We start from the raw sequence: 11,799 nt of genomic DNA, 5'->3' as shown, positions 1-11,799 counted from the left end.
CGGTGTCACAGGCAACGGGCAAGGCCGGGCCGGGCCGCTCCGACGGGGTCGTCCTGAAGGGGACCCGGCGAGGGTTGCGCATCGTGCTCGACGAGACCGCCAGCCTGGAGGAGCTGGTGGCCGCATTGCGACGCAAGCTCTGGCCGGCTCGACGCTTCTTCGCCGGGGCGACCGCCACCCTGGAGGCAGGCCAGCGCCAGGCCACCTGGGCCGAGTGGAGCCTCTTGCTGCGCACCCTGCGGGAGTGCGGACTGCGGGTCGCCGACAGCCCCACGGATCCCGATGCGCCGCCAGAGGGCGGCCCCGACGGCTCGCGCCGGAGCCGGCGAGAGACGGACGGTGGCGTGCGGGCGGTGGTGGGCAGCGCCCGCCTGACCGCGGAGCTGGCACGGGCCATCGGCGCGCTCGCGGGCAGGGCCAGGGGAGGGCCGGCCGTCCCTGCGGATCGCACGCTGCTCGTGCGGCGGACCCTGCGCTCGGGACACCGCGTCGCCTACGACGGGCACGTGGTCGTGGTGGGCGACGTCAACCCCGGCGCGGAGGTGGTGGCCAGCGGCGACATCGTGGTGATGGGCTCCCTGCGAGGGGTGGCCCACGCCGGTGCCCGCGGCGAGGAGAGCGCGGAGGTCGTCGCCCTCCAGCTCCAGCCGCTGCAGCTCCGCATCGCGCACCGGGTGGCGCGGGCGCCGGACGAGCCGCTGGCCGAGCGCGGGCCCGAGGTGGCGCGGATCCGAGACGGCATGGTCCAAGTGGAGCCACTGGCAGGGATACTCGAGGAGGGCACATCGGCATGGCGGGGCGCGTCATCGTAATCACCAGCGGCAAGGGCGGCGTGGGCAAGACCACGACCACTGCCAACCTGGGCGTGGCACTGGCCCAGGAGGGGCGGCGGGTGGTGGTGGTGGACGCGGACATCGGGCTGCGCAACCTCGACGTGGTGCTGGGCCTGGAGAATCGCATCGTCTACGACCTGGTCGACGTCGTGGAGGGCAACTGCAAGCTCAAGGCGGCCCTCATCCGCGACAAGCGGGTGGACAATCTGGCCCTGCTGCCGGCCGCGCAGACCCGGGGCAAGGACGCGGTGACCCCGGAGCAGATGCGGGATCTGGTGGCCCAGCTCCAGGAGGAGTTCGACTACGTGCTGGTCGACTCGCCGGCGGGCATCGACCACGGCTTCCACACCGCGGTGGCGGGGGCCAGCGAGGCGCTCATCGTCACGACGCCCGAGGTGGCCGCCGTGCGGGACGCCGACCGCGTCATCGGGCTGTTGGAGAGCAAGGAGATCTACGAGCCCCGGCTGATCATCAACCGGATCCGGCCTCGTATGGTGCGTCGGGGCGACATGATGGAGGTGGGGGATGTGATGGAGATCCTGGCCATCCCCCTGGTGGGCATCGTGCCCGATGACGAGGCCATCATCGTCACCACCAACCGCGGCGAGCCGGCGGTGCTGGACGGGCGGTCCCGGGCCGGCCAGGCCTTCCGCAACATCGCCAGCCGGCTCGAAGGCCACGAGGTGCCGTTCCTCGAGCTGGAGGAGGGCGGGCTGATGGCCCGGCTGCGGCGGCTGATGCGGGGTTCGAGTGCGGCGTCGTGACGATCCCCGTCGGGCACGGGGAGGGAGCAGGGGGCCGACCAGACCATGTCGTGGCTGTCGAAGGTGATGGGGACCCGTGGCGGCAAGAGCGCGGACGTCGCCGCCCAGCGTCTGCAGCTGGTGCTCAAGTACGACCGGGCCAAGCTGCCGCCCGGGCTCATCGATACGCTCAAGGACGAGCTCTTGGCCGTCATCTCCCGTTACGTGGACGTCGTCGAGGACGGGATCGAGGTGTCGCTGACCGGCGAGGCGCGGGGGACCGGCGCGCCGGTGGTGCTGGTGGCCAACGTGCCCATCCGGGGCCCGCGGGAGGCGGTGCGGAGCCGGCGCTGATGCCGGCGGCTCCGGCGGCGGTGACGGCGATGGGAGATCGGGCCAGGCACGGGCCCGTCCGCCGACTGGCGGCCAGCGGCGACTGGACGCTGGCCGGCCTGGCGGTGGCGCTGAGCCTGCTGGGGCTGGTGATGATCTACTCCGCCACGCGCTCGTGGGTGGTGGGCGATCCGACCTACTACCTGCGGCGTCAGGCCGTCAGCCTGGCCATGGGGCTGGTGGGCCTGGTGGGGGGGCTGTTGTACGGCTACCGGCGGGTGCTGCGGATGGCCTACGGGCTGTACGGCCTGTCGGTGCTGCTGCTGGTGTCCGTGTTGCTGCTGGGCCGACGGGTGGCGGGCACCCAGGGGTGGCTCGTCTTCGGCCCTCTGTCGCTGCAGCCCGCTGAGCTGGCCAAGGTGGCCCTGGTCGTCGCCCTGGCCCGCTACCTGGGTGATCGCCGGGCGCCCGAGACCTGGCGGGATCTCGTCGTGCCCCTGGCCATGACGGGGGCGGTGGCGGGCCTGGTGCTGCTCCAGCCGGACCTGGGCACGGCGGTGGTGTTTGGCATCATCTTGCTGGGGATGCTGTACGCGGCGCAGGTGCCCTCCCGCATGCTGGCCGCGATGACGGCACTGGCGGTGGCCGCGGTGGTCCTGGCGGTGATGGCCAGTTGGTACGGTTGGGTCGACGTGCTCAAGCCCCATCAGATCCAGCGCCTGGCCGTCTTCCTGGACCCCGAGGGCAACCGGCAGGGCGCCGGGTGGAACGTCACGCAATCCCTCATCGCCATCGGCTCGGGGCGGCTCTTCGGCCAGGGGCTCTTCCAGGGGCCCCAGACCCAGCTGGCCTTCGTCCCGGCCCGCCACACCGACTTCATCTTCGCCACGCTGGGCGAGGAGCTGGGCTTCTTCGGCGCGGCGGCGACCCTGGCCGCCTACGGGCTGCTGTTGCGGCGGTGCATGGCCGTCGCGGGCGGGGCCCGGGACCGGGGTGGGGCGCTGTTGGCGTCGGGCGTGGCGGTCACCGTCGGCTTCCACGTCGTCTTCAACATCGGCATGACCATGGGCCTGGCACCGGTCATGGGCATCCCGCTCCCGCTGCTCAGCTACGGTGGCTCCCACCTCCTCGCGATCCTGACGGCGCTGGGCCTCGCGGCCGGCGTCGGGGCGCGGCGGCTCGGCTGGTAGCGACCGGCGTGGCCGTCAGAGGCGGGCCGTCGGCTCATAGACATGGGACGAGGCCGCCAACTCGTCGCCGACGGCCGGGGGTGGGGCTGCCCCTTGCGCCCTCTGGGTCTGCGTCTGCGGGTCCATCCGGGCTTCGTGGCCCTGATGGGGCTGATGGTGGCCATCGGCCAGGGTGGTCGTGCCACCATGCTGTTTGCCGCCGTCCTGCTCCATGAGGCGGGCCACGTGGTCGCGGCACGGCTCCGGGGCATCCCCATCCGGGACGTGGTGCTGATGCCCTTCGGGGGCGTGGCCTACCTGGACGAGGCCGAGCTGGCGGAGCCGGCGGTGGAGAGCCGGGTCGCGCTGGGAGGCCCCCTGGCCAGCCTCGCGCTCGGGGCGATACTGCTGGCAGGCGCCTGGGTGGTGGAGACGGCGGGGGCGGCCCCGGGCGGAGCTCGGCCGGTGGTCGAGGCTGGCGTCGCGTGGCTCCGCCGGTGGGCGGGAGACCACCTGGGGCTGGGTCTCTTCAATCTCCTGCCGGTCTTCCCTCTCGACGGGGGTCGGCTGGTGCGGGCCGCGCTGGCACGACGGCTCGGATTTCGCCAGGCCACGGGCCTGGTGGGGCGCCTGGGCGAGCTGGCCGGTGCGGTGATGACCGGGGCGGCCCTGCTCTCCTATGGCCTGTCCGGGCGCGGGGCGAGCGCCGTGGTCATGGGGCTCTTCTTGTTGTATGCTGCACGGATGGAGCGTCGACGCGCCCCCGGCACCTGGGTCCGCCACCTGGCCCGCCGCCTGGAGCCGGGGACCGGGGGGGCGGTGCCCATCCACGAAGGCCGCGTGCTCGTGGCCCCCGAGCAGACCCCCGTCAAGGAGGTGGCCCTGCGCTTGCTGCCGGGGCGGTGGCACCTGGTGGTGCTGACCGGACCGGGCGGGAGGATGGTGGGCTTGACGGGCGAGCGAGAGGTGGTGGAGGCTCTCATCGAGCGAGGCATCGCGACACCCCTTTCCAGGGTGCCGCATCGAAAGGTGTGAGCGCCGTCGGTGGGACGGTCCGGGGGAAGGTGATGGGAGTTGAACGGGGGAGATGAGACGAGAGATCCTCATCAACGTTAGCCACGGCGAGACCCGCGCCGTGATGCTGGAGGACGGGCGCCTCGTCGAGATCCACATCGAGCGTGAGGCGCACCAGTCCGTGGCCGGCAACATCTACAAGGGCCGAGTCGAAAACGTCCTGCCGGGCATGCAGGCTGCCTTCGTCGACATCGGGCTCGAACGCAACGCCTTTCTCTACCTTGCCGATGCCCCCCTCTACGTCGACGCTCGGGAGCAAGACGGCGAGACCGAGACCGTCGACGTCCTGCCCCGCCGACCCCGCCGGAGCAAGCTGCGCGAGGGCCAGGAGGTGCTGGTGCAGGTGGTCAAGGACCCCATCGGCACCAAGGGCGCTCGGGTGGTGACGCACCCGACCCTGCCGGGGCGCTACCTGGTCCTGGCGCCGTCGACCGAGTACGTCGGCATCTCCCGGCGCATCGCCGACGAAGCCGAGCGCAACCGGCTCAAGGCCATCGCGCGGCGCATCCGCCCCAAGGGCATGGGCCTCATCGTGCGCACGGTGGCGGAGGGGCGTGAGGAGGCCGAGCTGGAGGCCGACCTGCGATTCTTGATGAAGGTTTGGGATCGGGTGGTCCAGAAGTCGCGGCGGGCCTCGGCGCCGGCCCTGCTCTACCGGGACCATGACCTGATCTACCGGTTGGTGCGCGACGTCTTCAACGAGGATCTGGCCCGCGTGGTCATCGATGCCCGGGCCGAGTACCAGAAGGTGCTGGAGCTGGCCGAGTCGCTGGTGGGGCCCTCCATTCGGTCCCGGGTGGAGCTGTACCAGGGCGAGCGCCCCCTCTTCGAGGCCCACGGCGTCGAGGCGGAGCTGGAGCGCGCCCTGGATCGGAGGGTCTGGCTCGGCTGCGGGGGCTACCTGGTCATCGACCGCACGGAGGCCTTCACCTCCATCGACGTCAACACGGGCCGCTACATCGGCACCACGAGCCTGGCCGACACGGTGCTGCGCACCAATCTGGAGGCGGCCGTCGAGATCGCCCGCCAGATCCGTCTGCGGGACCTGGGCGGCATCATCCTGGTGGACTTCATCGACATGGACCGCAAGGAGGATCGCGACCAGGTGCTGGCCCGGCTCATCGCCGAGCTGGCCAGGGATCGCACCCGCACCCACGTCCTGGGCTTCACCCGGTTGGGCCTGGTGGAGATGACCCGCAAGAAGGTACGAGAGGACCTCTACGCGGTGTTGCAGAAGCCCTGCCCCTATTGCCAGGGGAGCGGGCGGGTCCTCTCGGAGGCCACCACTGCCCACAAGATCGAGCGGGAGATCCGGCGGCTGGCTCGCAGCTCCGATGCGGAGGCGATGCTGGTCGCCACCCATCCGTCGGTGGCCGCCCAGGTGATCGGGGTCGGCGGGGCCAACCTGCGACGTCTCGAGTCGGAGACCGGCAAGATCATCTACGTGCGGGGCAGCGACGACGTCCACATCGAGGAGATGCGGGTCGTCACCGTCGGCAGCCGGCGCGAGGTGGAGCAGATGGCGCTGCCCGTCAAGGAGGGCCAGGTGGTGGACCTGGAGGTGGAGGAGCCCCACGTCTCCAACCCGCGCGACGGCATCGCGCGGCTCGAGGGGTACGTCGTCGACATCGAGGGGGGCGGCCCCCACGTCGGCCAGCGCCTGCGGGTCGAGATCACCAAGGTCTTTCGCACCTACGCCAAGGGTCGGGTCGTCTCGGCGACCTGAGGGTGTCGGGAGCCGGCCCCGTCCTCGCCGGCCGTCGGCCGGTGGAGGGAGCCCGGTAAATGGGCGTCGGCACGGGCTTTGACGGGGTCGGACTTGGATGCTACAATGCCACTCGTGCGGTGTCAGGAGTAGAAGGGTGATGGAGCGTGGCCGAGTACGCCATCGTCGACGTGGGAGGGCGCCAGTACCGGGTCGCCCCCGGCGACGTCATCACGGTGGAGCGCCTGGATGCGCCGGTCGGTCAGGAGCTGACGCTGGACCGGGTGCTGATGGTGCGCGACGCGGACCGGCTGCTGGTGGGCGAGCCGCTGGTCGCCGGTGCGAAGGCGGTGGCCCGGGTGCTGGAGCACGGGCGCGATCGCAAGGTGCTGGTCTTCAAGTACAAGCCCAAGGTCAACTACCGGCGGCGCTACGGCCATCGCCAGCCCTACACCCGGCTGGCCATCGAGCGCCTCGAGGTGGCGGGGTAGCCGACTCGACCGGATGCTGGTGGTCGAGGTCTTTCGGGGCGAGGGCGGCGAGATCGTGGGCCTGCGGGCCCGGGGTCACGCCGGATGGGCCCGGCACGGGCAGGACGTCGTCTGTGCGGGGGCGTCGGCCATCCTGCAGGCGGCCGTCCTGGGCATCATCCGGCACCTGGGCCTGCCGGCCCGTCTGCAGGCGGGCGACGGATACCTGGAGCTCCGGCTGGAGACGGGCGGGGGGGCGGCCGTCCAGACGCCCGAGGCGTGGGGACGGGCCCAGGCCGTCCTGGAGACGGCGGTGCTGGGCATCGACGAGATCGCCAGGCAGTACGCCCGACACGTGCGGTTGGTGCAACGGCATGGGGGTGAGAGCGATGACCATGGGACATGAGCCGATGGCGCTGGTGATGGATCTCCAGCGATTCGCCCACAAGAAGGGCGTCGGCAGCTCGCGTAACGGCCGCGACAGCAACCCCAAGTACCTGGGGGTCAAGCGCTCCGACGGCCAGTGGGTGACGGCGGGCAGCATCATCGTGCGCCAGCGCGGCACCCGGCTGCGCCCGGGGCGCAACGTCGGCCTGGGCCGCGACCACACGCTGTTCGCCCTGGTGGACGGGCGGGTCGCCTTCGAGACCCGGGGCGGCAGCCGGGTCGTCAGCGTCGAGCCTGCCGTGCCGACGGTGGAGGCCGTCACGGCCTGAGGACGAGGACGCGGCCATCCCGGCCCGTGGGGCCCCCGGGGCGTTGGCTCCGGGGGCTCTTGACTCCTGGGCCGGCGGGCCGCGGGGCGGGTGGAGCAGGATGCAGGGGCCGGCCAGGGAGGCCCGACTGGTCGACGAGGCCGTCGTCGAGGTTCAGGCAGGCGACGGAGGCAACGGGGTCATCAGCTTTCGACGGGAGAGGTACGTCCCCCGCGGCGGCCCTGATGGCGGCGACGGCGGACGGGGCGGCCACGTCTACCTGGAGGCCGATCCGCGTCTTTTGACGCTGCTCGATTTCCGCTACCGGCGCCACTTCCGCGCGGGGCGAGGCGGTCACGGCAGCGGCGCGCGCAAGCGCGGACGGGACGGCGAGGACCTGGTGGTGCGGGTGCCGGTGGGCACCGTCGTCTACGACGCCGACACCGGCGAGCGTCTGGCCGACCTGGCGGAGCCGGGCGTCCGGGTGCGGGTGGCGCGGGGCGGTCGGGGCGGCCGGGGCAACGCGCGCTTCGCCACCCCCACCCGTCAGGCCCCCCGGCTGGCCGAGGCGGGGGACCCCGGGGAGTGCCGGCGGCTCCGGTTGGAGCTGCAGCTGCTGGCCGACGTGGGTCTGGTGGGACCGCCCAACGCCGGCAAGTCGAGCCTGCTGGCCGCCTGCTCCAACGCCCGGCCCAAGATCGCGGCCTACCCCTTCACCACCCTGGCGCCCAACCTGGGACTGGTGCGCGTGGGCGAGACGGCCAGCTTCGTGATGGCCGACATCCCGGGCCTGGTCGAGGGGGCCCACCGGGGGGTGGGCCTGGGTCATGCCTTCCTGCGGCACGTGCGGCGGACCCGCGTGCTGGTGCTGGTGGTCGATGCCAGCGCCCAGGACCGCATCGACCCCCTGGACGCGGTGGCCATGACCCGCCAGGAGCTGGAGCGCTACGATCCGGAGCTGGCCCGGCGGCCGACCCTGGTGGCCGCCAACAAGATGGACCTGCCCGAGGCCAGGGCCCGCTGGGACACCCTGCGCGAAGCCCTGGCCCGACGGGGGTTGGAGGCGCTGCCCATCAGCGCCGCCACGGGCCGGGGCGTGCCGGAGCTGGTGGCCAGGGCCTACGCCTGGCTGATGGCCTCCGCGCCGCCCGGGTCCCAGCGGCAAGCGGCCGAAGGGCGGCCTGAGGCGGACGGGGTGCCGGCGGCGGGGATCCGGGTGGTCCGGAGCACGGGTGCCGGGCGGCGGTCGCTCCGCCACGTCGAGGTGGAGCGGACGGAGCAGGGCTGGGTGCTCAAGGCGCCCTGGCTCGAGCGCCTCGCGGCGCGTCTGGATCTCGAGGGCCAGCTCGACGCCAGGCCGTACCTCTACGACGTGCTGCGGCGCGCCCGGGTGCTGGACCGGCTGCGCCAGCGCGGGGCCGTGGCCGGCGATCCCGTCTGGATCGGGGACAGGATGCTGCCGTATCGGGAGTGAGGGCCCGGGCCGCCGCGCACGGGCGCGCCGCCCCGACCCGGCAGGAGCGGACCTCGTGGGAGACGAACGGATGGCGCAACCATGACGGAGCGAGCGATGCCTTCGCCGGTGCCGGTGGACGCCGCGGCCTGGCTGCGCGGGGCGCGGCGTCTCGTCGTCAAGGTCGGCAGCAGCACGGTTGTCGACGGGCGTGGCCAGGTGCGGGCCGACCTGCTGGATCCTCTCTGCTCCAGCTTGCTCGACTGGGTCGAGGGGGCGCCGCGTCGCGGAGCGGTGCTGGTCAGCTCCGGCGCCATCGCCCTGGGCTGGCCCCGGCTGGGCCTCAAGCGGCGCCCCTCGACGCTGCCCGACAAGCAGGCCGCCGCCGCGGTGGGCCAGGGCCTGCTGATGGCGTACTACGAGCAGGTGCTGGGCCGGCGGGGCCGCCCGGCCGCCCAGGTGCTGCTGACGGCCGACGACCTGCGCGACCGGGCGCGGTTCAACCACGCCCACCGGACAATGGAGGCGCTGCTGGGCCGTGGCGCCGTGCCGGTGGTCAACGAGAACGACACCGTCGCGGTCGACGAGATCAAGGTGGGCGACAACGACCGCCTGGCGGCCATGGTGGCGGTGCTGATCCAGGCGGACCTGCTGATCCTGCTCTCCGACGTCGAAGGGCTGTTTACCGCGGACCCCCGGCGGGATCCGTCGGCCCGGCTCATCCCCCTGGTGGCCCATCCCGGCGACCCGACGCTGGGGGCCTCCGTGGGGCAGCCGGGGCCCATGGGCACGGGGGGCATGCGCTCCAAGGTCGAGGCGGCCCGCATGGCCTCGGTCAACGGCATCCCCACCCTCATCGCCCGTGCCGCGCCCGACGTCCTGGAGCGCGTGGCGTCAGGCGAGCCCTGCGGCACCCTCTTCCTGCCGTCTCCTCTCGGGTTGCGGGGCAAGAAGCGCTGGCTGGCCTTCTACCCGGCCGAGGCGGGCACCGTCGTCATCGACGCGGGGGCGGCCCAGGCGGTCGCGCAGCGGGGGCGCAGCCTGCTGGCCAGCGGCGTGGTGGAGGTCGTGGGGGAGTTTCGGGCCGGCAGCGTGGTGCGGCTGGTGACGCCGGCCGGGCAGGAGGTGGGCCGCGGCATCGTCAGCTTCGGGGCCGAGGAGCTTCGCCGGATCAAGGGTCGGCGCAGCCACGAGCTGCCCGGCCTGCTGGGCCGTGTCCGCACCTCGTGGGAGGTCGTCCACCGCGACAACCTGGTGCTGGCCGCCGCGACCGAGCCGGCCCGGGAGGAGGGCGCATGACGATGGATGCGACGGCTCATGCGGCCCATACGGCTGCGACGGGGGCGTCCGGCGCGATGCCGGAGCCGGCCGTCGATCCGGTGGAGCTGGTGCGCCAGCTGGCGCTCGAGGCTCGCCAGGCGGCGAGGGTGCTGGCGCGGCTGTCGGCGGCGAGCCGTGACCAGGCCCTTCTTGCCATGGCGGCGGCCTTGCGGGCCCACGGGCCTCGGATCCTGCAGGCCAACGCGCAGGACGTGGCCAGGGCCCGGGCGACCGGCCTGAGCAAGGCGCTGCTGGACCGGCTCTACCTGGACGAGGCGCGCCTGGAGCGGATGGCGCGGGGCCTGGAGCAGGTGGCGTCGCTGGCGGATCCGCTGGGGGAGGTGGTACGGGCGTGGCGACGCCCCAACGGGCTGGAGATCGCCCAGGTGCGGGTGCCGCTCGGGGTCGTGGGAGTGATCTACGAGGCCCGGCCCGACGTCACCGCGGACGCGGCGGGGCTGTGCATCAAGTCGGGCAACGCGGTGGTGCTGCGGGGCGGCTCGGAGGCCCTGGCCACCAACCTGGCCATCGCCGACGCCCTGCGGCAGGCGGCGACGAGCGCCGGGGTGCCGGCGGGCGCCATCGCCGCGGTGCCCACGGCCGACCGTGCGGCCGCGGTGGCCATGATGCAGGCGCGGGGGCTGCTCGATCTGCTCATCCCCCGAGGAGGCGCCGAGCTGATCCGCACGGTGGTGGAGCAGGCCCGGGTGCCCGTCATCGAGACGGGCGTGGGCAACTGCCACATCTATCTGGACGCCTCGGCGCCCTACGAGATGGCCGAGGCCATCGTGCTCAACGCCAAGGTCCAGCGTCCGTCGGTCTGCAACGCCGTGGAGACGCTCTTGGTGCACCAGGCGTGGGCCGAGCGTCACCTGCCGCGGCTGGCGGACCGCCTGGTCGAGCACGGCGTCGAGATCCGGGGCTGCCCTCGCACGCGGCGGTACGTCCCCCAGGCCCGACCGGCCACCGAGGCCGACTGGGAGACGGAGTACCTCGACCTCATCCTGGCGGTGCGGGTGGTCGACGACCTGGAGGCGGCCATCGACCACATCGCCCGTTACGGCACCGGCCACTCCGAGGCCATCGTGACATCCGATCTGGCATCGGCCCGCCGCTTCACCCGCGAGGTGGACGCGGCCGCGGTCTACGTCAACGCTTCCACCCGCTTCACCGACGGGGGCCAGTTCGGCTTCGGGGCCGAGATCGGCATCAGCACGCAGAAGCTGCACGCCCGTGGCCCCATGGGCCTGGAGGCCTTGACCACCACCCGCTACGTCGTGGTGGGGGATGGGCAGGTGCGGACGTGAAGGGGCCGCGCATCGGGCTGATGGGGGGCACCTTCGACCCCATCCACTACGGTCACCTGGTGACGGCAGAAGGAGCCCGGGTCGAGTTCGCCCTCGACAAGGTGCTCTTCGTCCCGTCGGGGCGTCCCCCTCACAAGGCCACCGAGCAGGTGACGCCGGCGGAGCACCGCTATCTGATGACGGTGCTGGCCACCCTGGGCAACCCGCACTTCGAGGTCTCCCGCATCGACATCGATCGCCCCGGACCCAGCTACACCGTCGACACCATCGAGGAGGCCCGCCGGGAGTGGGGGCCTTCGGCCCAGCTCTTCTTCATCACGGGGGCCGACGCCATCCTGGAGATCCTGACCTGGAAGGAGCCCGAGCGGCTCCTGGCCAGCTGCCACGTCATCGCCGCCACCCGGCCGGGCTACGATCTGAGCCGGCTGGAGGGCGCGATCGGCGATCTGTGGGCACGCTTCTCCAGCCGGATCCACGTGGTGCAGGTGCCCGCCATGTCCATCTCGTCGTCGGACATCCGCGAGCGGGTGCGCCGGGGCCATCCCATCCGCTACCTGTTGCCCGAGGCGGTCGCGGACTACATCTACAAGTACCGCCTCTACGAGGCCCCCCACCAGTCGGCCGAGGCCCGATCCAAGGATCCCCTCGAGGGCCGGCGGCTGGCTCGGGCGTGAGGTGAGGCCCGACGGGGGGCGCT

The 11,799-nt window shown here is 72.9% G+C and carries 13 protein-coding genes; all 13 read left to right on the top strand.

Annotation, left to right across the window (positions count from 1 at the left end):
- Positions 1–2 precede the first annotated feature (2 nt).
- The 13 genes from minC to nadD all read left to right on the top strand — a co-directional run bounded on the left by minC (position 3) and on the right by nadD (position 11,776).
- Entirely contained in the window at positions 3–812 is an 810-nt protein-coding gene (gene minC / locus VLY81_RS08950) for a septum site-determining protein MinC (protein ID WP_324667823.1), read from the top strand.
- Complete coding sequence (gene minD, locus VLY81_RS08945; RefSeq protein WP_324667822.1) at positions 791–1,597, top strand: septum site-determining protein MinD; 807 nt, start codon at positions 791–793, stop codon at positions 1,595–1,597. The genes minC and minD overlap by 22 nt, the downstream gene beginning before the upstream one ends.
- Before the next feature lie 45 nt (positions 1,598–1,642).
- A complete protein-coding gene (minE, locus tag VLY81_RS08940; RefSeq protein ID WP_324667821.1) occupies positions 1,643–1,930 on the top strand; it encodes a cell division topological specificity factor MinE in 288 nt (95 codons plus the stop codon).
- Entirely contained in the window at positions 1,930–3,099 is a 1,170-nt protein-coding gene (gene rodA / locus VLY81_RS08935) for a rod shape-determining protein RodA (protein ID WP_324667820.1), read from the top strand. The genes minE and rodA overlap by 1 nt, the downstream gene beginning before the upstream one ends.
- Before the next feature lie 93 nt (positions 3,100–3,192).
- Positions 3,193–4,113 carry a M50 family metallopeptidase gene (locus VLY81_RS08930; protein ID WP_324667819.1) on the top strand — a complete coding sequence of 307 codons (921 nt, stop codon included), beginning with the start codon at positions 3,193–3,195 and terminating at the stop codon, positions 4,111–4,113.
- Between the two features lie 52 nt (positions 4,114–4,165).
- Positions 4,166–5,878: an Rne/Rng family ribonuclease gene (locus VLY81_RS08925; protein ID WP_324667818.1), complete on the top strand. Its 1,713-nt coding sequence runs from the start codon at positions 4,166–4,168 to the stop codon at positions 5,876–5,878.
- Between the two features lie 146 nt (positions 5,879–6,024).
- The gene (gene rplU / locus VLY81_RS08920; RefSeq protein WP_324667817.1) at positions 6,025–6,348 is read left to right on the top strand and encodes a 50S ribosomal protein L21; all 324 of its coding nucleotides are present in this window, start codon (positions 6,025–6,027) and stop codon (positions 6,346–6,348) included.
- Positions 6,349–6,361: 13 nt separating this feature from the next.
- Positions 6,362–6,733, top strand: coding sequence for a ribosomal-processing cysteine protease Prp (locus tag VLY81_RS08915; protein WP_324667816.1), 372 nt, complete (start codon positions 6,362–6,364; stop codon positions 6,731–6,733).
- Entirely contained in the window at positions 6,723–7,043 is a 321-nt protein-coding gene (gene rpmA / locus VLY81_RS08910; protein WP_405001236.1) for a 50S ribosomal protein L27, read from the top strand. The genes VLY81_RS08915 and rpmA overlap by 11 nt, the downstream gene beginning before the upstream one ends.
- Before the next feature lie 100 nt (positions 7,044–7,143).
- Complete coding sequence (obgE, locus tag VLY81_RS08905; protein WP_324667815.1) at positions 7,144–8,496, top strand: GTPase ObgE; 1,353 nt, start codon at positions 7,144–7,146, stop codon at positions 8,494–8,496.
- Between the two features lie 81 nt (positions 8,497–8,577).
- Entirely contained in the window at positions 8,578–9,774 is a 1,197-nt protein-coding gene (gene proB / locus VLY81_RS08900; protein ID WP_324667814.1) for a glutamate 5-kinase, read from the top strand.
- A gap of 56 nt (positions 9,775–9,830) precedes the next feature.
- Positions 9,831–11,102 (top strand): glutamate-5-semialdehyde dehydrogenase, encoded by a 1,272-nt coding sequence (locus VLY81_RS08895; RefSeq protein ID WP_405001363.1) that lies wholly within the window; start codon positions 9,831–9,833, stop codon positions 11,100–11,102.
- A gap of 20 nt (positions 11,103–11,122) precedes the next feature.
- The gene (gene nadD / locus VLY81_RS08890) at positions 11,123–11,776 is read left to right on the top strand and encodes a nicotinate-nucleotide adenylyltransferase (RefSeq protein WP_405001362.1); all 654 of its coding nucleotides are present in this window, start codon (positions 11,123–11,125) and stop codon (positions 11,774–11,776) included.
- The last annotated feature ends 23 nt before the right edge of the window (positions 11,777–11,799 follow it).

Source organism: Limnochorda sp. LNt, assembly GCF_035593265.1.
GTDB classification, from domain to species: Bacteria; Bacillota; Limnochordia; order Limnochordales; family Geochordaceae; genus Geochorda; species Geochorda subterranea.
The sequence above is the reverse complement of the archived record's forward strand: the minus strand, read 5'-3'. Positions and strand labels throughout refer to the sequence as shown.

Bases quoted from the DNA above. Each gene is read 5' to 3' on its own strand.
- VLY81_RS08915 (WP_324667816.1), top strand. From the start codon at position 6,362: ATGCTGGTGGTCGAGGTCTTTCGGGGCGAGGGCGGCGAGATCGTGGGC.
- minE (WP_324667821.1), top strand. From the start codon at position 1,643: ATGTCGTGGCTGTCGAAGGTGATGGGGACCCGTGGCGGCAAGAGCGCG.
- rodA (WP_324667820.1), top strand. From the start codon at position 1,930: ATGCCGGCGGCTCCGGCGGCGGTGACGGCGATGGGAGATCGGGCCAGG.
- proB (WP_324667814.1), top strand. From the start codon at position 8,578: ATGACGGAGCGAGCGATGCCTTCGCCGGTGCCGGTGGACGCCGCGGCC.
- VLY81_RS08895 (WP_405001363.1), top strand. From the start codon at position 9,831: ATGCCGGAGCCGGCCGTCGATCCGGTGGAGCTGGTGCGCCAGCTGGCG.
- nadD (WP_405001362.1), top strand. From the start codon at position 11,123: ATGGGGGGCACCTTCGACCCCATCCACTACGGTCACCTGGTGACGGCA.
- minD (WP_324667822.1), top strand. From the start codon at position 791: ATGGCGGGGCGCGTCATCGTAATCACCAGCGGCAAGGGCGGCGTGGGC.
- rpmA (WP_405001236.1), top strand. From the start codon at position 6,723: ATGGGACATGAGCCGATGGCGCTGGTGATGGATCTCCAGCGATTCGCC.
- obgE (WP_324667815.1), top strand. From the start codon at position 7,144: ATGCAGGGGCCGGCCAGGGAGGCCCGACTGGTCGACGAGGCCGTCGTC.
- VLY81_RS08925 (WP_324667818.1), top strand. From the start codon at position 4,166: ATGAGACGAGAGATCCTCATCAACGTTAGCCACGGCGAGACCCGCGCC.